Annotated in this window: 21 protein-coding genes and 3 pseudogenes; 8 read left to right on the top strand and 16 right to left on the bottom strand. The window is 66.4% G+C overall.

What is annotated here, in order from left to right:
• Window positions 1–63: 63 nt before the first annotated feature.
• Genes E2481_RS09060 through E2481_RS09075 form a run of 4 tightly spaced genes read left to right on the top strand, consistent with a single transcriptional unit; the run spans window position 64 to window position 2945 of the window.
• A complete protein-coding gene (locus tag E2481_RS09060) occupies window positions 64–345 on the top strand; it encodes a hypothetical protein (protein ID WP_136716810.1) in 282 nt (93 codons plus the stop codon).
• A 51-nt stretch (window positions 346–396) separates the two neighbouring features.
• On the top strand, window positions 397–2205 hold the full coding sequence (locus tag E2481_RS09065; RefSeq protein WP_136716811.1) for an ABC1 kinase family protein: 1809 nt from the start codon (window positions 397–399) through the stop codon (window positions 2203–2205).
• A 40-nt stretch (window positions 2206–2245) separates the two neighbouring features.
• Window positions 2246–2614, top strand: coding sequence for a MarR family transcriptional regulator (locus tag E2481_RS09070; protein ID WP_169302407.1), 369 nt, complete (start codon window positions 2246–2248; stop codon window positions 2612–2614).
• Complete coding sequence (locus tag E2481_RS09075; RefSeq protein WP_136716813.1) at window positions 2604–2945, top strand: hypothetical protein; 342 nt, start codon at window positions 2604–2606, stop codon at window positions 2943–2945. The genes E2481_RS09070 and E2481_RS09075 overlap by 11 nt, the downstream gene beginning before the upstream one ends.
• A gap of 6 nt (window positions 2946–2951) precedes the next feature.
• Here E2481_RS09075 and E2481_RS09080 read toward each other — a convergent pair whose 3' ends face one another.
• From E2481_RS09080 to E2481_RS09110, 9 genes and pseudogenes are all read right to left on the bottom strand, one after another.
• Complete coding sequence (locus tag E2481_RS09080) at window positions 2952–3824, bottom strand: DUF58 domain-containing protein (RefSeq protein ID WP_136716814.1); 873 nt, start codon at window positions 3822–3824, stop codon at window positions 2952–2954.
• Window positions 3821–4276 (bottom strand): annotated as a pseudogene (locus E2481_RS19200) (AAA family ATPase); the annotation flags it as partial. The gene E2481_RS09080 and the pseudogene E2481_RS19200, both read right to left, overlap by 4 nt.
• Before the next feature lie 12 nt (window positions 4277–4288).
• A pseudogene (locus tag E2481_RS09085) lies at window positions 4289–6031 on the bottom strand (LAGLIDADG family homing endonuclease); the annotation flags it as partial.
• 18 nt (window positions 6032–6049) lie between these two features.
• Window positions 6050–6547, bottom strand: a pseudogene (locus tag E2481_RS19205) (AAA family ATPase); the annotation flags it as partial.
• The gene (locus E2481_RS09090) at window positions 6540–7379 is read right to left on the bottom strand and encodes a DUF7502 family protein (RefSeq protein WP_136716816.1); all 840 of its coding nucleotides are present in this window, start codon (window positions 7377–7379) and stop codon (window positions 6540–6542) included. The pseudogene E2481_RS19205 and the gene E2481_RS09090, both read right to left, overlap by 8 nt.
• Window positions 7376–8038, bottom strand: a complete 663-nt coding sequence (locus E2481_RS09095; RefSeq protein ID WP_136716817.1) for a hypothetical protein — start codon at window positions 8036–8038, stop codon at window positions 7376–7378. Before E2481_RS09095 ends, E2481_RS09090 begins: the two co-directional genes overlap by 4 nt.
• Window positions 8035–10365: a vWA domain-containing protein gene (locus tag E2481_RS09100; protein WP_136716818.1), complete on the bottom strand. Its 2331-nt coding sequence runs from the start codon at window positions 10363–10365 to the stop codon at window positions 8035–8037. Before E2481_RS09100 ends, E2481_RS09095 begins: the two co-directional genes overlap by 4 nt.
• Window positions 10365–12167, bottom strand: coding sequence for a vWA domain-containing protein (locus tag E2481_RS09105; RefSeq protein WP_136716819.1), 1803 nt, complete (start codon window positions 12165–12167; stop codon window positions 10365–10367). Before E2481_RS09105 ends, E2481_RS09100 begins: the two co-directional genes overlap by 1 nt.
• A gap of 107 nt (window positions 12168–12274) precedes the next feature.
• Window positions 12275–14203, bottom strand: coding sequence for a DUF7282 domain-containing protein (locus E2481_RS09110; protein ID WP_136716820.1), 1929 nt, complete (start codon window positions 14201–14203; stop codon window positions 12275–12277).
• A gap of 174 nt (window positions 14204–14377) precedes the next feature.
• On the opposite strand from E2481_RS09110, the gene E2481_RS09115 reads away from it, so the two are divergent.
• Window positions 14378–15655, top strand: coding sequence for an MBL fold metallo-hydrolase (locus E2481_RS09115; RefSeq protein WP_136716821.1), 1278 nt, complete (start codon window positions 14378–14380; stop codon window positions 15653–15655).
• A 7-nt stretch (window positions 15656–15662) separates the two neighbouring features.
• Here E2481_RS09115 and E2481_RS09120 read toward each other — a convergent pair whose 3' ends face one another.
• Window positions 15663–16511, bottom strand: coding sequence for a universal stress protein (locus E2481_RS09120; RefSeq protein WP_136716822.1), 849 nt, complete (start codon window positions 16509–16511; stop codon window positions 15663–15665).
• A 100-nt stretch (window positions 16512–16611) separates the two neighbouring features.
• A complete protein-coding gene (locus E2481_RS09125; protein ID WP_136716823.1) occupies window positions 16612–16995 on the bottom strand; it encodes a hypothetical protein in 384 nt (127 codons plus the stop codon).
• Between the two features lie 187 nt (window positions 16996–17182).
• On the opposite strand from E2481_RS09125, the gene E2481_RS09130 reads away from it, so the two are divergent.
• Both E2481_RS09130 and E2481_RS09135 read left to right on the top strand, forming a co-directional pair.
• Window positions 17183–17431 (top strand): glutaredoxin family protein, encoded by a 249-nt coding sequence (locus E2481_RS09130; RefSeq protein WP_136716824.1) that lies wholly within the window; start codon window positions 17183–17185, stop codon window positions 17429–17431.
• Window positions 17432–17461: 30 nt separating this feature from the next.
• On the top strand, window positions 17462–17890 hold the full coding sequence (locus E2481_RS09135) for a DUF6069 family protein (RefSeq protein ID WP_136716825.1): 429 nt from the start codon (window positions 17462–17464) through the stop codon (window positions 17888–17890).
• Here the strand turns inward: E2481_RS09135 and E2481_RS09140 are convergent, their stop codons facing one another.
• The 5 genes from E2481_RS09140 to E2481_RS09160 form a co-directional block, all read right to left on the bottom strand.
• Window positions 17891–18094, bottom strand: coding sequence for a hypothetical protein (locus E2481_RS09140; protein ID WP_136716826.1), 204 nt, complete (start codon window positions 18092–18094; stop codon window positions 17891–17893).
• 48 nt (window positions 18095–18142) lie between these two features.
• Window positions 18143–19102 carry an oxidoreductase gene (locus E2481_RS09145; RefSeq protein WP_136716827.1) on the bottom strand — a complete coding sequence of 320 codons (960 nt, stop codon included), beginning with the start codon at window positions 19100–19102 and terminating at the stop codon, window positions 18143–18145.
• A 115-nt stretch (window positions 19103–19217) separates the two neighbouring features.
• Window positions 19218–20105, bottom strand: a complete 888-nt coding sequence (locus E2481_RS09150) for a hypothetical protein (protein WP_136716828.1) — start codon at window positions 20103–20105, stop codon at window positions 19218–19220.
• A 162-nt stretch (window positions 20106–20267) separates the two neighbouring features.
• Window positions 20268–20570, bottom strand: coding sequence for a CPCC family cysteine-rich protein (locus E2481_RS09155; protein ID WP_250137770.1), 303 nt, complete (start codon window positions 20568–20570; stop codon window positions 20268–20270).
• A 157-nt stretch (window positions 20571–20727) separates the two neighbouring features.
• Window positions 20728–21012 carry a DUF6360 family protein gene (locus tag E2481_RS09160; protein WP_136716830.1) on the bottom strand — a complete coding sequence of 95 codons (285 nt, stop codon included), beginning with the start codon at window positions 21010–21012 and terminating at the stop codon, window positions 20728–20730.
• A gap of 98 nt (window positions 21013–21110) precedes the next feature.
• Here E2481_RS09160 and E2481_RS09165 point away from each other — a divergent pair, with 98 nt between their 5' ends.
• Window positions 21111–21536 (top strand): universal stress protein, encoded by a 426-nt coding sequence (locus E2481_RS09165; protein WP_136716831.1) that lies wholly within the window; start codon window positions 21111–21113, stop codon window positions 21534–21536.
• Window positions 21537–21543: the final 7 nt, after the last annotated feature.

Below are 21543 nucleotides of genomic sequence, written 5' to 3' on the forward strand. Positions count from 1 at the left end.
TGCACGCTTTCGGGAGCGCGAACGCTTCGAGAGGGTCAAGTGCGTTCGGCCCACAGTCGGAATGTGGACAGCAAAGAGCTAGATCGTGCGCTGGCCGAGGCCTTCGAGGGGAGCGAGTCGGCCCGACGCGTCGTCGCCAGACAGGCCCGCGACCTGGCCGACGCCGGGAAGATCGAGGCGGAACTCGGGTTCGAGTTGACTCCAGAGCAGATCGTCTCGAACCTGAACGACGCCCCGGAGGACCACGACCTGGTCGAGCGGTGGAACTGGTGGCTCGACTCGCTGGAACTCTCCCACGGCGGCTACAACCGGTTCCGCGTCCGTCCCGACGCCGTGCAGGACTGACCGGAACCACCACGGCCTTCCGTCCGCCCGCCCTAGCCGATCCAATCACGGATGGCGGAACCGTCCAGGGCCGCGGCTGGGACCGACGAGACCACCGGGAGCGACGGGGCCGAACGCTGGATTCGGCTGCGCGTTGCCTGGCGGCTGCTCGTCGTCGTCTGGCGGTTCCTCCCGCTCGGCCTCGCGTACGCCCGCGACAGACGCAGATATCTCCTCTTCGGGAGCGGTCGCACCGTCACACCCGAAACCCAGGTCGCGCGCGCCCAGCAGTTGCTCGACACGCTGGTCGCGCTCGGCCCGACGTTCATCAAGGTCGGCCAGATCCTCTCGACGCGGCCCGACGTACTGCCCGGCCCCTACATCGCCGTCCTCTCACAGCTTCAGGACCGCGTGCCGCCGGCTGACTGGGCGGACGTGCGACCCGTCGTCGAATCGGACCTCGGCCCGGTCGAGGAGGTCTTCGACGCGTTCGACACCGAGCCGATCAGCGGCGCGAGTCTCGGGCAGGTCTACACCGCTCGGCTCGACGGCGAGCGCGTGGCGGTGAAGGTGCTCCGACCGGGGATCCGTCGGCGCGTCGAGGCGGACCTGCGGGTGATCGATACGCTCACGCCCCTGTTGATCCGCGGTGCCGAACCCGGCCAGGCATTTACGCTGGAGAACCTGGCCGAGGAGTTCGCGGCGACCATCCGCGAGGAGATGGACTACCGTCACGAGGCGCGGATGTTAGAGACCGTCCGCGAGAACTTCGCCGACGAGCCCGGGATTCGGATTCCCCGGGCCATCGACTCACGTTCGGGCGACCGCGTCCTCACGATGGAGTACGTCGAGGGGACGAAGATCACCGACGTGGAGACGCTGGACGCGAAGGGGATCGACCGCGAGGCGCTGGTCGTCCGGCTGGAGGAGGCCTACATCGAGATGGTCCTCGAACACGGGATCTTCCACGCCGACCCGCACCCCGGCAACCTCGCGGTGCAGGACGACGGCACCATCGTCTTCTACGACTTCGGGATCACCGGCAGCGTCAGCCCACGCTTACAGGAACAGATCTTCGAGTTCTACATCGCCATCGCCCGCGACGACATCGACGGGATCATCGATGCGTTCGTCGGCATGGGCGCGCTCGACCCAACAGTCGACCGCGAACTGATGGGCGAGATGTTCGAGATCGTCCTGGAGAGCTTCCGCGGGCAGGACGTCGACCAGTACCGCGTCCAGCAACTCGTCGCGGACTTCCAGAAAGAACTGTACGAGTTCCCCCTGCGACTCCCCCAGGAACTGGCGCTCATCGTCCGCGTCACCACCGTCCTGGAGGGCGTCTGCCGGACGCTGGACCCCGAGTTCGACCTCATCGAACTCATCACCGAGTACGTCCAGGAGGAAGGATACGCCCAGCAGGGGGTCGAGCAGGCCCTCGGGCAGGCCCGCGAGGAGTTCGAAGCCCTCGCCCGAGCGCTGGTGACGACCGGCCCGAAACTCGACGGCGTTCTCGACAGGGCCAACCGCGACGACCTCACGGTACGCACGGACCTGCACGACGAGAACGACGTGGTCGACCAGTTGGCGAGGCAGGTTGTCCTCGGGTTCGGGTTCGTCGGGTCGGTGTTCGCCGCGCTGGTCCTGTTCGTCGGCGGCGACCGACCCGAGGCGGGCGTCGCCGGGGGCGCAGCCCTTCTCTGTCTCGGCCTGCTGGCCTGGTCGCTTCGCGAGCGGTCGGGCATCAGGGCCGAACCGCAGTTCACGCGGCAGAACCTCCGCCAGCGCGAGGACGAGGAGGGGACCGGCGGCTACGCGCAGGCCTACGGCGAGGTCAGTGACGGCGAGCGCAGTCAGCCACCGGCGACGGAGAACAGTTAAATGGATGAGTGCGTTACATCCGTTACGGAGCGTTACAAGCGTGCCAGTGAATTTCGACGAGTATCGGACACGACAGGAAGAGACAGAACTGCCGTTCGACCCGGACACACACGCGTACCACATCCTGGGATTTCTCGGCAAACATCCCGACCGGGGCTACAAACCCGCCGAAATCGCAGCGGAGACGGATATCAAACCCGGTAGTGTCCGTGGGACACTCAAACGGCTGAAAGACCGCGGACTCGTCGAGCACGCCGAACCGTACTGGTCGTTTGGCGACGACGACAGGCTGGCTGCGCTGTCCGGGACGATGTTGAGCCTCAAAGCGATTGGCGACCGGTACGGCGACGACGAGTTCGAGGGTTGGGACGAGAACGCTGTCGATCCGCGTGAGATGCGTGACGAGTAGCAAGCCGTTCCAGCGAGCCGACGTCGTGAAACACCCGGCACCGTTCAAGCAGTCACCGAAGCACCGCTTTTTCGTCGTTCTCAGCGATTCCACCCATCCGTTTCACGGTGAAGAATACGCCGTCGCAGCACTCACGTCGAAAGAGAGACCGGAGGCGATCAAACTCGACGCGTCGGACTGGCGCTTCGGTGGGCCGTCCGGTGATAGCTACGCCTCACCGTGGTACGTCTTCACGATCAAGCACGCTGATATCGTGAATGCACAGGGGAGCCTCACCGAACGAGCAACCGACAGAATCGCGAACGAGACGGCAACGTTTCTCGGCCTCTGAACATCGTTACTCCACCCAGACCTCGCCGAAGGAATCGAAAAAGTCAGTTCCGGTATCGACGGTGACGTAGCGGGCGGCCAGGCGGTCGGCGACGGCTTCGATCTCCTCGCGGTGGTCCTCGAACCGGTCGCGGTACTCGCGCTCGACGCGAGCGCCGAAGTACGTTCGAAGCCTGCTCCCGCGTTCGGGGTCCCGGAAGATGGTGTCACCCCGGGCCGGCGGGTCCCGCTCCTCGGGCGCGACGACGTGGGCCAGGATCAGGTCGTTGCGCGCGAGCGCGCCCAGTCCGGCCTCGATCTCCGTCGGATCTTCGAGGAAGTCGCTGACGACCAGGACCAGGGATTTGGAGTCGATGGTCGCGGCGTAGTCCTCGCAGGCGCGCTGGAAGTACGTCTCGGCGTCGGGATCGGTCTCGTTGAACACGTCGACCAGCCGGAGGACTTCGCCCTGTGAGGAACGGGCGCGGTCCAGGCGGTCGAAGGTTTCCGAAAGCAGCGACACCCGGAAGTCGTTGTGTTCGGCGGCGGCCAGCGACGCGAAGCCCAGGCCGAGTTTCGCCGCGTACTCGAACTTGTGGGGCGTGTTCGACTCGGCCCGGTCGCCCCCGAAGTCCATCGACGCGCTGGCGTCGACCAGCACGTGGACGGTCAGGTCCCGTTCGGCCTCGAACTGCTTGATATACAGCTCCTCGGTGCGGGCGTACACCCGCCAGTCGACGAGTCGGGTGTCGTCGCCGGGCGTGTAGTTGCGGTGGTCGCTGAAGGTCAGCCCCTCGCCGACCTCGGTCGAGCGCTGTTGCCCCTGCTGGACGGTCTCGACGCGGCGCTGGAGGGAGGCGTCGTACCGCGCGAGTTCGTCCAGGAAGGCCGGTTCGATCATAACAGTTGCTCGATGGCGTCGTCGGGGGTCACCCCGTCGCGCTCGGCCCGGAAGTCCACGACGACGCGGTGGCGAAGCACCGGCTTGGCCATCGCCTCGATGTCCTCGCTGGCGACGTGCGTGCGCCCGATCATGAACGCGCGGGCCTTCGCCAGCACGACCAGTCCCATGCTGGCCCGCGGGCTGGCCCCGTAGTCGAGCAGGTCCGAGTCCCGGGTCGAGCGCACGAGGTCGACGACGCGGTCCCGGAGGTCCTCGGCGATGGGGATCTGACGGACCAGTTCCTGGGCCAACAGCAGGTCCTCGGTGGAGATGGCTTTCTCCACGGGAATGGAATCGTCGACCTGTCCGGTGAAGCGGTCGACGATCTCGCGCTCGGCATCGCGGTCGGGGTAATCGACCAGCACCTTCGCCATGAATCGGTCTTTCTGGGCTTCTGGCAGGGGGTACGTGTTATGATTGATCCCACAACTACCGAGGCCCGCGATGTAGTTGTGAGTTTGTGGGACCGAGAGACCGATAACGGGTCCGGAATACGATTCCGATTCTATCGACGTGACACGGTCGAAGAACACGTCACCACTGACGAGATCACCGAAGTAGTCGGTCAGTTCTTCGGCTTCGGCGACACGACTCGTGTATTCGTCGGCAACGTACTCAATCGCCTCGGTTGGACGGTCTTCAGACTGGTACGCCTGCCAGAGACGATGTTTGGTAAGCGAGGTTCCCTCGACGAGGTCGGTTATCGAGAGTCCACAGAGCTTTGCCGCCTGGCCGAGATCGTCGTCGATAGCGTGCTCTATCTCGGTCGCTTTCCGTCTTTCTAGCGTCTGTTCGACATCGTCGAGGAGGGACTCGAAATACGGGGTTGCCATCCGATTCCGTTCGGTCTGGAGCTGATAATACGAGTTGTACCAGACACGGTCGGAGAATCCGCCCTCGTGTTTCATCCCGAGAATGTCTACGAGGCGTTCCACTTTCTCGTCCGGCAGCGGAATCGTTCGATGTGCAGAATCGAACCCCTCGACCGTCGGCGCTTCGCCTCGCCACTCGAAGTGACGGAGATACGTGACGATGTCTTCGCCCTGAATCCGGAGCACGTACTGCTCGTCGCGCTCGTAGAGCCAGGGGATAATACCGATGTCGAGGAGGAGATGTGCGACAAGATTCGTCAAGGACCGGCTTTTCTGAGAGAACGAGATCCGTCGACGGTCGGCGTCGAAATGAGATTCGGTTAGCAGGAAGATTTCGAGGAAAGCCCGCCGAAAGTCTTCGGGTGCTGATAGCAGACGCTCCGGCGTTTTGAGTGAGTATCGTTCGTCGAGATACGTGACGAACGGTTTGGAGCTAATTTGAACTTCCCGACCCGTCGGTTCAGCCCTCACTTCGACATCTAACCCGATGCGCTCTGCGATAGCGATCCACCTGTCGAGTTTCGCCGAGAGGTTCTTTTGCGTAACCGTGACGTGTGTATCAGTGACGCTCCCTTCTGCAATGATAAATCCGAGGAAAAACCCGGCTTCCTCGTCGGTGAGTTCATCGTCGATGCGATGTCGAGCGTAGTCCTCTACGTAATCACCGGGCTGAACGTCCGCACGGCGAAGCACTGATTCTAGCTGTCCTTCGATACCGTTCTCTGCACCCTGGAAGAAATTGCAGACCTGATCGTAGCTCGCGTCAATCCGTGCAGCGAGTTCTTTTTTCGAGTAGTCTGCAGCGATTCTGAGCGCATCGAGGTCAGCCGCCGTGAGCGTCTCACCCGCCCCGAGCGTGTTTTTGAGGTCGCGTATTTGCACTGCTCTGACGACATCGTGCCCGCATTCTTCGAGACGGTCAAGCGCGGTCTCGTGGCTGGGGAACGGCGTCTCCGGGAGTGAAAGCTCGGCTGGAGAAACCAGTGCATCCCCTCGCTCGATCTCTCGTGCTTTCACCCATCGAACGAACCCGTCTCGGTTGACGAGAAACGGATGATTGTCGCTGACTCGAATTCGTCGACCAGTCTTCGTCTCGAACGTGTACATCTCGCCTTCGTACGCAGTCTCGTAGACCAGACACTCCGTCTCGACCATGTCACCGTCTGATGTTAGCGTCTGTGTCGTGGCATCGACATCGTAGACTTTCGTCTCACCATTTTCGACGAGTGTACCGTTCGTTTTCGCATATTCGAGGGCATCTGAAGCAGTCCAGAGCCGCCCGTTCATGTAGAGCGTCTCGTCTGGATGGAGACTCCCCTCCTGTTCGACTGGATTCTGCGTCGCCAGCACGAAGAACGGATCGGGAAGTTTCCGCGACTCGCCGCCGGCGGTCACCTGTCGCTCCTGCATCGCCTCCAGGAGCGCGGCCTGGGTCTTGGGCGTCGCGCGGTTGATCTCGTCGGCCAGGACGACGTTCGCGAAGATCGGACCAGGCTGGAACGTGAACTCCCGGCCCTCGCGGGTGTCGCGAATGATTTCCGTGCCGGTGATGTCCGACGGCATCAGGTCCGGGGTGTTCTGGACCCGGGAGAAGGAACAGTCCGTCACCTCCGCGATGGTCCGGACGAGCAGCGTCTTGCCCAGTCCGGGGGTGCTTTCGAGCAGGACGTTCCCGTCGGCCAGCAGACAGGCGAGCACCTGATCTAAGACCGCCTCCTGGCCGACGAGTCGCCGCCGGATCTGGTTGCGAGCGTTCCCGAGTCGGTCCTGCAGCCGGTCCACTTCGTCGGTATCGATGTCATCAGTCATCTGAATCACGCGCGTTGAGACGCAGGTTGTAGTCGCGGACGAGGTCGGCGTCGCCGAGGTTCCGCTCGGCGTCGAAGCCGGCCCGCTCGGCCGCGACGGGGTCGTCGTCGACCGAGAACCCGCTGTCGTCGTAGGAGTGTTCCTCGTCGCCTTCCTCACCGCCCCGGCCCGCCGAGATGTTCGTCTCCAGGTCGTCGGACCCGCGGTCGACCTCCTTGGGGTCGCCCAGCACGCTGTCGCCGTCCCGGAGCCGGGAGTTGCCGTTGTCCTCCTCGCTGACCGGGCCGCCCCCGGGCGCTGCGTTCCCGTCGCCCGTGGCGTTCGATGCCGGTCCGGCGACCGGTGCGATCGTGAGGCCGGCGACCGCCGCCTGGACGGTGACGACGCTCACCAGCAACACGACGACGACGCTCCCGCCGAGCCAGCGGGTGTCGACGAACCCCGCCGCGCTGGTCCGCTGGAGTTTCGTACTGACGTCGTCGTAGAGTCGCCGAGCCATCGGGGAGACGTCATCGTCGTCGGCCGCGTCGCGGGCCGTTCGCAGCGCCTCCCGGACTTCCGGGTTGACCGACTCGAACGCCTCGACCGTGTAGAAGTGGACGCGAAGGCCGAACTCGACGGCGAAGGCGAGGCCACCGACGCCGGCGGCCAGGACCGTCGACCCGTCGAACGGGCCGGCGGGCGGCAGCGGGATCGCGAAGAGGAGGACCCCGAGGTTGACCACGAGGAAGACGGCCACGGCGTCGACGACGGCGTGGAGTCCGGCGGCCTTGTACCCCTCACGCTCGATCTCCCGGACCGCCTGTCGGATGGTGTCTGGCTGATCAGTCACACGCCATCACACTCCGGCGAGTCGCTCACGTTTTCGTCGCGACAGAGCGACTCGATGTCGTCACGCAGGTCGGCGTTTTCGTCTTCCAGTTGCCGGTTCTCGCCTTCCAGTTGCTGGTTCTCCTCCTCCAGAGTGTCGATAGTTCCGTTTTTGTCGTCGAGCGTGTTCCGAAGGCTCGCGATGGTGTCCTCGCGGTCGCTGATCGTCGCCTCCCGATCCTGGATGGTACGCTCCAGGTCGTCGATGGTGTCTTCCTGGTTCTCGATGGTCCGTTCGAAGTCCTCGTTCTCGCCTTCGAGGGTATCGAGTTGAGTACGGGCCTGCGAGAGGTTCTCCGCCGTCCAGTTGAGTCGGCGTTCGGTCGCCGCCAGTTCGGTCTCGGTCCGGTTGAGCCGGAGGGTGAGGTCCCGGATGTCCGTCTGGCGGGTCGTCAGGCTGTCGTTGATCCGCTGGAGTCGGTTCTCGGTCTCGTTTAGCTCCGAGCGGGTCGTCGAGAGTTGCTCCTGGAGCTGTCGTTTGTCCTGACTGAGCGCCTCGTTTCGCTCGCTGACGTCGCCGACCGACGACTCGTAGAAGACGGTCGCACCGGCGGTCCCGACGACCGTCAGGCCGACGAGGACGACGAGCAGCGCGTTGAGTCTGGTTCCGATGAGCGTCATGATTTGATGCGGTAGTATCTGCGAGCGCTGACCTCCGCGAGGTAGGTGAGCAGTGCGACGACGACGAGAAGCCACGTCCACTCGCGGGTGACCGTGCGGACGGTTCGTGCGTCCCGACGCACCTGCTCGGCGATCGCGGCCGCCTGGTCCGGTTCGAAGAACTGCCCGCCCGTCGTCTCGACGGCGTCGCCGAGTGCCGGCGACTGGCCGTAGGCGGCGTACTCCTGCGGGTAATTCACCGCGTACGTCGCGCCGAGGACCGACTCGTAGCCCGCCTGTTCGGGGACGACGGTCGCCTCGTACTGCCCCTCGCCGGCCTGTGTGAACCGGACGCCGCCGGCCGACGGCCGAGCGGGTCCTTCGTAGGTAACCGTGACGGGCGACCCGACGCGGGCGTCCGAGATGTCCGTGACGCCGGTCTCCAGCCGTTCGGGGTCGCCGATGGCCCAGTTGACGGATTTGGTCACGCCGACCGAGTCGGGCGAGGAGAGCAGGTCACCCAGGGTGCCGCCCTGGTCGTAGGCAGTGATCGCGACGGTTCGACCGAGGCCGTACCGCCAGGCCGAGATCGCGGGGTTGCCCGAGGGCCCAGCGACGAGGAAGTCCGCGCGGTCCGCGGCGGCGACGGCGTGGGTCCGGCCGGGCGTCGCCTCGAACCGGACCCCGCTCGTGATGAAGTGGGAGCCGTCGACGACGGTGAGGCCGCCGCCCCGGTACTCGCGGGTCTCGCCGCCGAAGAGGATGCGGAGTCGGTCGGTCTCGTCGGCCCGAAGGTAGGTGCCGTCCCCGGCGTCGGCGACCCGTTCGAGGTGGTCGTGGGCAACGTCGCTCCCGACGCCGACGGGGATGACCTGGACGCCGTCTCGGGACGCCTCGGCGGCGGCCCCAGGCGCGTCGCCGACCTGCGCCCGACCGTCGGTCAGCAGGATGACGGTGCCGCCGCCACCGCCCAGCATCTGCGTGGCCCCCTCGATACCGGCGCTGACGTCGGTGCCGCCGTCACTTTCGAGCCGGCGGATCTGTCGCGAGAGCGAGTCCCGCGAGTTCCCGAGAACGGCGACGTCGGCGATCCGGTAGACGTTGCGGTTGAACGCGACGACGCCGACCTGGTTACGGTCGCCGAGTTGGTCCAGCACGTCCAGCGCGAGCGCCTGCTGGACCGACAGCGTGCCCTGGGTGCTGCCCGAGATGTCGACGGCGATGACGACCCGGGAGGTGCGCCCGCCCTCGCCGATGGTGACCGGAAGCATCTCGGTCAGCAGCGACTGGCGGTAGTTCCCGTACTCGAAGGCGTTCTCACCGCCGACCGTCACGAGACCGGTTCCGTCGATGACCGCTCGCTGGAGCGCGGTCACGTTGCCGAGGTCGTCGGCTGCCATGTCCTGGACGACGACGGCGTAGTACTCCGAGAGGTCGTCCGGGATCGAGTCGGTGCGGTCGACCTCGTACACCGAGTCGAGGAAGCCGGCAAGCGGGTACTCACCCCGGGAGACGTAGAGGATCTTCGGCGGTTCGACGACTCGGACTGTCTTCCGGAAGACGTCGTTGCGGTCGTGCACGTCCGCGCCGTCGATGCGAGCGGTCACGCGGTGGCTCCCCGTCTCCGAGAAGTTGTAGGCGAACTCGACGCCGCCCTGCCCCTCGACCCGCTCGCTGACGACTTCCTCGCCGTCGACGGTGACAGTCAGATCGACGGAATCGTCCAGTTCGACGCCGGTGACGCCGACGCGGAACGAGTTCTCGACGCCGGTGCTGGTCTTGGCCGGCCCGGCGACGGTGACGACCCGCTCGGTCGCCGTCGTCGAGACGTTGACGGCGTGGATGGAGGCGTTGACGTCCTGGGCGATGCCGGCCGCCGCGTCGAGCGAGCGGCCGTCGGTGACCCGGCCGTCCGAGACCACCAGCACGCTCCCGTTCGTCGACAGCGACCCCGCGACGGCGTCGCCGACCGGCGAGCCCCGGTCCGAGCCGACGCTTCGAGTCCGGACCGCGACGCCTTCCGACTCGATCGCCGAGGCGAGGTCGCCGGGTGCGGCGTCGGTCGCCGCCATGCTCGCCGAGCGGTCGACGAGCATCCTCACCTGCGGGTCGCCACTCACCTCGGCCGTCGCCAGGGTGTAGGGACCGGCGGCACCGACCACCAGCAGCGCGACGACGAGCAATCTGGACACGAAAACCAGTGCCCGGCCGCGCCGCGAGAAGGTCGTCCCCTCGCGACGACGCCGATAGAGGACGCCGAACAGGAGCGCGATCACGGGGAACGCGAGCAGGACGAGCGGCCGCTGGAGGCCGGCGGTCACGCCCGCGAGGGAAGTTTCGACCGCCATCAGAGATCACCCCGGTAGCGCAGGAAGCCGAGTTCGCCGACCACGAGGGCGAGGACGCCGAGCAGCGCCAGCGGCGTCAGGTCCCGCGGGACGCGCTCGCCCCCGTCGCCCCCGCCGGTGGCGTTCCCGCCGGCCACGTCGATGCTCCGTGCGGTCAGGTTCGACTCGCTCGTCGACAGCAGGCTGGCGCTGGCGCGCTGCTCGCTCGTCCGGTAGGTCCCGACGGCGTCGAGCGCAACGCTCGCCGTCGTTTGCTGGCCGGTGGGCGTCTCGACGGTCGTCTGATTCGATAGCTGGAACGTCTCGCCGGTCCGGTAGTTCAGGTCCCCTGGCGCGGGTCGGTCGGCGGCCCAGTGGGCGGCTCGCTGCCAGAACACCGGGTACCGGTAGCCGTAGCGGAACGCGGTCTGGTTCGGGAGGTAGCCGTAGTACAGCACGCGACCCCCGTCCTGCCGGGCGGTCGAGAGCAGCGGCGACCCGTCGGCGGCCGTTACGAGCGCGGTCCCACGGGTGGTTCTGGCCGTCAGGTGTCGCTCCGGCGCGGGGAAGTCGAACCCGCGGGTCAGTTCGTGTTCGGCCACGTCGCCCACGTCGCTCGTGTTCTGTACCGAGCCCGGTTCCACCGGAAGCAGGGGGCCGTAGCCGACCGTGTCCACGTCGCCCTGGGCCTGGATGACGACCCCGCCGCCGTCGGCGACGGTCTCCCGGGTCAGTTCCATGGTCGAGCCGAGCACACGGTCGGAATCGACGTCGGCAAACACCACCACGTCGTAGCGCCCGCCCGTGGAGGCCGGCGGGTTCGCCACCGTCAGGTTCACCGTCGGAATCACGTCGAGGGCGGTCCGGAGATTGCGGTTGTTCCCGTTGGTCACGAGCAAGGTGTCGACGGCCCGGTCCTCCGGGACGGTCACGTGTGCCACGTCGTCGGTCGGGAACGAATCACCGGGCGAGAGCCGCGCGGTGGTGCTCTCGGCGGGCAACGGGACGGTCACCGACTGCACGTCCCCGGGTTCGAGCGTCAGCGACCGGGAGCGGCCGGCCATCGTCAGTGTGCGCTCGGCGGTGCTCGTTCCGGTGTTTTTCACCGAGAGCGTGACCCGCTGGGACCCGAAACTGCGGTCGACGATACCGATGTTGTCCGTGCCACCGTCGCCGAACTGGCGCAGGGAGACGTCGAGTCCCTGGGCGCGTGCGGTCTGGACGGCACCCTGCCAGTCCCCGCCGTCGCCGGCGAAGTCACTGAACACGACGACGCGGCTCTCCGACCCCGCGAGCTCCGTGGCGCGGCTGACGGCACCGCGGAGGTCGCCCGGAGCGTCGGTGACGGCGAGGCCGTCGAGCGTCGTTTCGGCGTCGGTCGGATCGACTCCCTCGGCGGGCACCCGCGTCGACGCGCCGGCGACGACGACGGTGGTCGGCGTCCCGACCGAGCGCTTGGCCGCCGCGACGGCCTCGGCAAAGCGCGTCCCGTCGCCGGTGTCGGTGCCCATACTCGCGGATGCGTCGACGACGAGCACCGTCGGCTCCTCGGTGGCGGCCCGCGTGTCCATCACGTACGGCGAGGCCAGCGCGACGGCGAGCAGACAGACCGCCAGGATCTGCAAGAGCAGGAGGAGGTTCCGCCGCAGCCGTTCGAGGACCGGGTTCGAGCCGCCCTCGTCGGGGTCTTCCCGCAGGAACTGCACCGTCGGCAGCGACAGCTCCCGCGGGTCCGGCTGGATGAGATACAGCACGATAAGTGGTATCACACCGGCCAGTGCTGCGAGCCCGAGCGGGGCGGCGAAGACATCAGCGAGCTGCATATATTTGGCGGGGGACCAGTCGGGTCACACGGCTGTTCGACCGCCGACACCATAATCCCCGGGGAGGGTGCAACACTCCGTCGCGTTTGTGGACTCCTGCCAACCTGTCAGCGTCGCCGGGCCAGGCCCAGCGCCGCGAGCGCCACGGCGACGAGTGCTCCGAGCGCAGTCATACCGGGACCCTGGGCCGTCGTCGAACGCTCGTCGGTCGTAGCAGACTCGTTGGCCGTCGTGTTGGACCGATTCGTCGCCTGCGTGGGCGACGGCGCCGAGGGATCCGTGGTCGTGTCGTTCCGGGGCGTCGACGCCGTCGATTCCGGCGGCGACATCACCGTCCGCCGCGTCACCGTCTCGGTATCCGTCGACGTCGCTGGCGTCGGTGTCGGTGTGGCAGTCGCCGTCGGCGTTGGGGTCGGTGTCGGCGCTGGCGTCGCAGTCGGCCTGGGCGTCGCTGTCGGCGTTGGGGTCGCTGTCGGCGTGGGCGTGGCAGTCGGCGTCGGTGTCTCCGACTGACCGGTCACGGTGACGGTAGCAGGATCACTCACGGCAGAGCCGTCTTCCGAATACGGAGCGTCCACCGAGGAGCCGAACTCGAACTCGTAGGTCTGGTCACCGTCCGTGTCCTGGTGTGGCATCGCGTACAGGGTCGTATCTTCGTCGAGCGTGTCGTCTAGCTCGACCTCGACGTCGGAGTGCGAGCCAGCCTCCAGATACGAACTGTGACCGATGACGTCACCGCTGGCGCTATCTTCGTGGATGACGACGAACCCGCCGTCGGACATCGTAACCGACTCGACGGTGACGACGCTCCCGTCCGATTCCTGGTCGGCGAAATAGACCTCCGCACTCGGTGCTGCGGCAATGCGACCGTCCACCGGCTCCTCCAGCAGCGAGGTATCGTTCAGGCGAACGTCGACCGTGAAGTTCGCGCCCTGTGCGTTGTCGCTGAAGTCGGCGTCCACCGACCAGGTGCCGTCGGACTGGACGACCGCCGAGAGTTCCTTGACGAACGGCGACCCCGAGTCTGTCCCCGTCACCCGGACGACGAGTTCGGTGCCGTTCTCTGCGGTGGTCGTCCCCAAAATCTCCTGCTCGGCGGCTTTCTGCACCTCTATCTCTTCGACCCCGTCTTCGTCGAAGTCCGCGTCCGTGTCCACCGTCGCTGTCGGCGTCTCCGACTGACCGGTCACTGTGATATCGGCGGAATCGGTCACGGCGGAGCCGTCTTCCGAATAGGGAGCATCCACCGAGGAACCGAACTGGAACTCGTAGGTCTCGTCGCCGTCCGTGTCCTGGTGTGCCATTGCGACCAGCGTCGTGTTCTCGTCGAGCGTTTGGTCCAGTTCGACCTCGACGTCGGAGTGTGTGCCTGCCGCGAGGTACCCGCTGTTGCCGATGACGGTGCCACTGGCACTCTCCTCATGGATGGCCACGAACCCACCGTCGGACATCGTGACCGAATCGACAGTGACGGCATTCCCGTCCGATTCCTGATCGTTGAACGTGACGCTCGCGGTCGGACCCGCGGCGATGCGGCCATCGACCGGCTCTTCGAGCAGCGAGGACCCGTTCAGGCGCACGTCGACCGTAAAGTTCGCGCCTTTCGCGTTGTCGCTGAAGTCGCCCGTCACCGACCAGGTGCCGTCGGACTGCACGACGGTCGTTAGCGGCTTGACGAACGGCGACCCCGAGTCCGTCCCCGTCACCCGGACGTCGAGTTCGGTGCCGCTCTCGGCGGTCGCCGTCCCCGAAATCTCCTGGTCGGCGGCTTGCTGTACCGCTACTTCGTCGGCGTCCCCGTCGTCGTCCACGTCGGCGTTCGTGTCCACCGTGGCCTGCGGGTCGGCGGTCGCCAGGTCGGCGTCCGCGAGGCCGGTCGCGTTCGTCTCGGCCGCGGCGAGTCGGTCGGAAACGGTCGACCCTGCCGGGTCGCCACCGTCCACCGCAGCCGACACCACTGGCACAGCGGTCAGGCCGGCGATCAGACACACTGCCAGGACGAGCGTCGCCCGTTGGCGGTGGGTTTCCCCGATCACGATTCAGTCCCCCTGTCGACCCCCTGCTCGTTCATGTGAGACGGTTTAGATGTAGCTCGTGATAAATTAACTGACTTTCCCGCCAGGGGAGCCGACCGGAACCGTGTCGACCCAGTCTGGGAGTGTGACAGCGAACCGACGCCGTCAAACGGCCCGGGTCGGTAGCTTCTGCCGATGGACGTCGAATTTCTCGGCGGTGCCCGCGAGGTCGGCCGGAGTGCCATCCTCGTCGACGACTCCCTCCTGCTGGACTACGGGATGGCCCCCGAGAACCCGCCACAGTACCCGGTCGGCGACGTGGACCCTGACGCCGTCGTCGTCTCCCACGGCCACCTCGACCACGCCGGGGCGCTCCCGATGCTCATGTCAGGCCAGTCACGACCCGAGGTCCACTGGACGCCGCCCACCAGGGAACTCGCCCGCGTGCTCGCCCGCGACACGCTCAAATTGCACGGCGGCACGCCCCAGTGCCCCTTCACCGAGAACGACCTCATGCGACTCTCCGAGGTCTCACACACCCACGGCTACCGGGAGCCCTTCGAGGTCGCCGGCTACGAGATTACCTTCTACAACGCGGGCCACATCCCGGGCAGCGCCCACGTGCTGGTCGACGAAAGGGGACGAAGTCCCGCCAGCAACCGGACGCAGTCCGGCGATGACGGCGGGACGCGGCTGTTCTACACGGCGGATTTCCACACGACCGATCAACGGTTAGTCGCCGGCAGCACCGCCCGACCAGAGGCCGATATCGTCATCTGCGAATCGACCTACGCCGGCGTCGACCACGACGACCGGTCGGCCGTCGAGGAGCGGTTCGTCCAGAGTGTCAGGACGACCGTCTGGGAGGGCGGCACCGTCGTCGTCCCCGCGTTCGCCATCGGCCGCACCCAGGAGTTGCTCATGGTCTGTGCCGCCCACGACATCGACTGCTACGTCGACGGGATGGGCAAGGAAGTCACCAAGCTGGTTCGCCAGTACCCCGACTTCCTCCGGGACGCCGAGGCGCTCAAACGCGCGAAATCCAACGCCCGCTTCGTCACCGGCCGGGACGGTCAGCGCAAGCGTATCGCCGCCGACAACACCGTCATCGTCACGACCTCCGGGATGCTCTCGGGCGGGCCTGCGATGACCTACGTCCCCGAGATCCGGACGCTACCCGTCAACAAACTCGCCTTTACCGGCTATCAGGTCGAGGGGACGCCCGGGCGGGAACTGTTAGAGACCGGCAGCGCCGAGATCGACGGGCGCGTGATGCCCGTCAGCGCGCAGGTCGAGCGCTACGACTTCTCGGCCCACGCCGACCACGACGGGCTACGCGCGTTCCTCGCGAGTTACGAGGACGCCGAAATCCTCGTCAACCACGGCGACGACTGCGAGGGGTTCGCCGCCGAACTCCGCGAGGACGGCTACGAAGCGAGCGCGCCCGAACTGGGCGCGCGCGTGGAGTGCTGACCAGGCCTCAGCGCACCCGAGTCGGCGGCACGAGCAGGACGTTGCTGTCGGCGCGGGCCGTCACTGCCTCGGAGACGCTGCCGAGCAACAGCCGACGCATCGGACTCCGCCCGCGGGAGCCAAGCAGTATCGTGGTCGGGTCGAACTCGGCCTCGGCAGCCAGGATCTCGTCGACGGCCTCGCCCTCGCGGACGCTCGTCTGGACGTCGATCCCCATCGCGTCGAGTTCCGCGGCCAACTCGTCGAGTTGCCCCCGTGCGTCGTCGATCCGGTCGGCGTCCGCCCGGCGCTGGGGCGGGGCCACGTGGACCAGCATCGCCTCCTGGGTCGGCGTCTGGAGGTGACGGAACTGGTCGAACGCGTGCTCGGCGTTCTCGGAAAAGTCCGTCGCGTACAATATTCGCTCGAAGAGGTGTTCGTTCGCGACCTCGTGGTCGGCGTCGTCCTCGACGATGCGCTGGACCAGCAGGGGTCGCACGGCCGTTCGAGCCACGTTCCGGGCGGTGCCGCCGATGAAGCGCTCCCTGAGTGGGCTCTTCCCGCGAGAGCCGACGACGATGAGGTCGGCGTCGACCCGATCGGCGAGGCCGTTTATCCGTCGGTGCGGCGTGCCCCGCATCACGTGAGTCTCGACCGTGAACCCCTCGTCTTCGAATTTCGCTTTCTGCCGTGCCATTCCCCGTTTCGTCTGCTTTCCGAGGTCGTTGCCCGGGAGTCCGGTGGTGACGTTCGGACTGGTAACGGTTATCAGGTCGATCTCGTCGATTCCGTACCGGCCGAGACACTCGAGGCACGTACGAGAACTGATCGCTGCCTCGATCGCGTCCGACAGGTCGGTGGCGAAGACGGCGCGCATACGTCACTGTACGTGGTGACCGGTATTAGTATTGTTGCTTATCTGCAATACCACTGGCAGAGATAGGGTCGGTTTCGCGTTGGCGTCCGGACGACCGGGTTCACTCGCCCTCGTCGAACGAGAATCCACCAGTGGCGTCGGCCTCGCCACCACCGTCGGAGGCCCTGGCAGGTCCGCTATCGGTCCCGACGGACTCCGCAGTATCGGCCGTGCTACCCGCTTTCCCCGTCGAATTGCTCCGGAACGCGAACGCGAGGCCGATCGTGGCGAGGGCTGCTGCGATCAGGACGACGTCGCCGTTGCCGGCGAGAAGCAGTTTTATCTGGAACATGTCCGGGCCGCTGAGGACGGTATCCAGCACGCTCGGCTTCAAAACGGCCAGATACAGCACGATCCCGACGACTTCCAGTACCGCGACGGCGACGACGGCCGTGACCAGACGGACGACTAGCCGCACTGGCAGCGGTTGGTTCTCAGCGATCACTGTCCCAGCACCCCGAAACGAGCGGATTCCCCACCATCGTAGGGAACAATCCGGTTTGTCCGACTTAATTGTACCTGTGAGCTTGCGAATGGAATCGGCGAGAGCACGACCCGGTGGCGACCCATTCGAGCGGGCCACAGACACGGGGAGCGAGAGATTCATGCGCCCTGCGGCCCGATACTCGCGTATGCCGGACGTGACAGTCTACTCGCGCGAGCACTGCCACCTCTGTGACGACGCCATCGAGACGATCCGAACCGTCGCCGAGGAGGTGTCGATGCCCGTCGAGATCGACGTCGTCGACGTGGACGAGGACCCGTCGCTCCGCGAGGAGTACGGCGAGCGCGTCCCGTACGTGTTGATCGACGATCGGCCGGCGTTCAAATACCGGGTCGACGCCGACGAGTTCCGGTCCACACTGGCGGAACGCGGCTAGTTATATACCAGTTGCAACGCAACGGCCGATATGGACATCCAGTCCAGGGCGATCGAATTCGCCTCGCCGGTCGACGTCGGTGCGCTCGCTCGTCGCGGCACCGTCGCGCTCGTACTGGCGTGGATGGTAAACGTCGCCATCGTGTTCGGGGCCGAGTTCGCGGAAATCGCACCGCTTCTGGAGCCGCTCTCGGTCGGGCCAGTGCTCGTGGTCACCACGCTCGGCGTCGTCGGTGCCACCGTCGTCTACGGACTGCTGTCACGCTCTCGCGAGGACCCCGACAGGCTGTTCACCGGCGTCGCGGCGGTCGTCCTCGTGCTCTCGTTGATCCCCGACGTTACCTACGCCCCGAACCTCGCCGACGCGACGACGGCCGGCGTCGCGCTCCTGGCAGTGATGCACGTGACCACCGCCGTCGTCTGCGTCGCCGTCCTGACCGACCGAATGCCCTGGCCGTGACTACTCCGACGCCGGGTCGAACCACCCCTCCGGGTGATCGAACTCGAACTCCAACCAGCCCCCGCTGTAGGCGATCGCACCCCGCTCTCGTTCGGTCGGGTCGCGATCGATACGGTACCCGTGGAGCCGTGCCTCACCGTCTCGCAGTTCCGTCGCCACCCGTTCGAGTTCCGTCGCGAGGTACTCCGTTCGGTCGCGCTGCATACCGGGACTTCGACGCCCGGACGGAAAGGTTCAGTCCGCCCGCCCCACTCAATCCAGTGGCGTCGCTTCCTCACGGAGTCCGAAGGAGACGCCGGTGAGTTCGACCGAGCGGTCCCAGAGCTGGATCGCGAGGTCCCGGTCGCGGGCCTTGCGACTGGCCGTATCCGGTGCCGGGGCCCCGCGCATGTTCATGAACCCGCTCGGACCGATGTACTCGCCACCGGCGACGTCGGGGGCGGTCGCAGCGTACAGCATCGGGAACGCACCCCGCGCGGCGTCCTGGGCGAGGACGGCGTTGGCGGCTTTCATCAGCCACAGTCGAAGCGTCGAGCCGGACGCTTCCGGCCCGCGTCGCTGGAGGTTCGTGTCGGCGTACCCGGGGTGACAGCCGACGCTGATGGCGTTCTCGACGCCAGCGTGGTTCAATCGAGTGTCGAGTTCGAAGGCAAAGAGGAGGTTCGCGAGTTTGCTCTGGGCGTAGGCGTCCCACTTGTCGTACTCCGCCTCGCTCTGAAGATCGGAGAGATCGATGTCGCCACGTTCGTGGAGGCCGCTGCTCTGGGTGACCACCCGTGAGAACGTCGGCGTGTCGCGGATCACGTCGATGAGATGGCCGGTCAGCGCGAAGTGGCCGAGGTGGTTGACGCCGAACTGCGTCTCGAAGCCGTCGGCGGTCTCTCCCCGTGGAATCGCCATCACGCCGGCGTTGTTACAGAGGACGTGGAGTTCGTCGTAGTCGGCCAGGAAGGCGGTGGCGAACGACTCGACCGACGAGAGGTCCGCCAGGTCCAGTTTCCGCACGTCGAGCGTGGCGTCGTAGACCGAGCGGCGGATCTCCTCGGCAGCCTCCTCGCCGCGGTCGGGGCTCCGACAGGCCAACACGACGGTCGCCCCACTGGCGGCGAACTGTTTGGCTCCCTCGAACCCGAGTCCGCTGTTCGCGCCGGTCACGATCACCGTCTTCCCGGACAGATCCGGCATCTCCGCCGGCGTCCACGCGTCGCTCATGTCGTCGGATAGGTCCCCGCCCCACAGAAAGCCACCGGCCGCCCCACCGGACGCCGACGACGCGGTCGCTCGCAGCACCGCAGTCGAACGAGCACCGCGGGACCGGCCGCTGGCCTCAGGTCGGCCCTGACTCGGTCGCTGCAGGCGCCTCGGGCGCGTTGCCAGCGGGCGTTTCCGTCCCGTTCCCATCGGTCTGCTGATACACCATCGCGTCCGCCGACAGGGTCCCGATCGTGGCGTTCTCGGCAGTCACCCGACCCAGGGCAGTCTGGTTCGTCCCACCGGTCTCGGCGGTCCCGGGCGTCGTCTCGTTTCCGGTAGTCTCGGCCTGCTGGACTCGCTCGATGTCGAGTTGCTGGACGGTGAGGCGGTTCACGTCGACGGACCCGATGCGGAGGGCGGGTTGCGTGACGGGTTCGGTCTCGTTCTGCCCGCCGTCGCCGCCGAACAGTCCGCCGATCCGCTCGATGATATCGCCGACGACACCGCCACCGTCGCCGTCGGAGACGTTCGCTTCCCCGACGACGAGGCGGTCGACGGTCATCTCCTCGATGACCGCGCCACTCACGTTACCGACCTGCGCTGTCCCGCCCTGTTGCGTTTCGTTGGCAGTCCCCGCGGACTGGCCGGGCGAGTCGGGCGCACTGCCCCGATCAGAGAGGGTCAGTCCCTCGACGGCAGTGTTCTCGAGCGAGAGGTTCCGGAAGTGGACGTTCCGGAGGACGACCGGGCCGTCGCCCTGCGCGCCGAGCGTCTCGTTCAGCGGCTCACCGTCCGTTTGGTTCTGGACCGTCATGCGGTCGATACGGAGCGTCCTGATGGTGACGTTCTCGACCGTCGAGCCGTTCACCTGCGCCGTCTCGACCTGCGCGTTCCGGACGATAACCGTCTCCGTCGCCGCCCCGTCGTCGCTCCCAGTCGGCGTCGCAGCGCCAGCCAGTGCCGGACCCGAAACCAGCACGACCGTCACGACCAGTAGCGCACGGATTGCATTGCGTGTCATCCACACGCACTGTCCACGAACGCGGATATAAATCGCGGAAACCGTTTTTCGGACACACGTCCTTACTGACGCACAATCGGACGATACTCGGGGACGGTCGATCGCAGGGTGGTGTTACCTCGGACACCCACCTCGGTCGGGTCGGCTAAGTGCGGCCTAGTCTCACGACTCCTCGGGATAGGGCCAGTTGGGGTCGCGGTCCTCGTCGGCGGCCGGGTCGCGCGTGTCCGGGACCGCGTCGGCCGTACAGGCCCCGTGTTCCGCGAAGTTCTCGCGGGCGTCCGAGAGGGAAACGTGGTTGGTGTCGCCGACGTACGAGAGGTTGTGGAACTGGACGGGGTCGTCCATCCAGTCACAGACCGGACAGACCTCGTAGGAGCCCGGCTGGTCCTCGGGCAGCGTCTGATACCCACAGCAGGGGCAAAACCCCAGTTCTCGCGAGGCCGGGTTCCCAGCGGGTTCCATGGATAGCACGGGGTTCGTTCCCGACCCACATAGTTGGTTGGGATGGCCGCATCGCCCCTCACCACCAGATCGGCTCATACGGTTTGCCGTAGCTGTGTACCGCTACGACCGCCTGCAGTCGGGCGGTCGATGCAGAAACGTTCTACAGCATTCCGTATCAGTCGGCCTGGGCGTCCTCGACCTTCCCGGCGTACTCTTCGAGTTCGGCTGCGAGTTCCCGGGCCTCCGCCGCCGAGAGGGTCACCTGGTCGGCGTGCGGTTCGACCTCCGAGAGCTGGGTGTTGTCCATCTCCAGTTGGAGTTTCACGTGGTCGGGGTCCTTGCGCGGAGCGGTGACGTTCAGGACCGCCAGCGCCTCCTCCTCGAAGCCGTGGCCCTCGACGCGGCCGTCGATCAGATCGAACGTGGTGTACGCGTTGACTTTCAGGATGCGATCGACCATGGCGGCGATTGGGCCGACCCGAACTTAAGTGACGAGCCTCCGCGAGATCCCACTGAGAAGAGACGAATCGTTTATGATTTCTCACCCGAACTACAGACATGGTATTTCTCGTTCCGTTCGACGGGTCGGCTCTGGCGAGCACAGCGCTCGAACGGGCCGTCGAGTTCGCGACCGACCAGGAGATCATCGCGCTCTCGGTCGTGCCGTCGGGCAAACACTACGCGGAAATAAAGGGGTGGGACACCGCGTCGGCGGACGGCGAAACGGCCATCGCCATGCTCGAAGCGGAGGTCGAGGCGATCGCCGAGGACGCGACCTTCGAGTTCGTCCGAACGGAATCGCGACCACCGGCCGCGAAGATCGCCAAGATCATCCGCCGGAAAGCGGACGCTCACGACGCGTCCGTCGTCTTCGTCGGCAGCGAGAACGCGGGCAAGCGCGCCTCGCCGGTGACGAGTATCAGTCCGGGCATCACGTCGGACGAGTCCTACGACGTCTACATCGCGCGGCAACGTAAGGAGTAGCCGAAAA

The sequence above is a fragment of the Halorientalis salina genome, from assembly GCF_005049285.1.
Taxonomy (GTDB): domain Archaea; phylum Halobacteriota; class Halobacteria; order Halobacteriales; family Haloarculaceae; genus Halorientalis; species Halorientalis salina.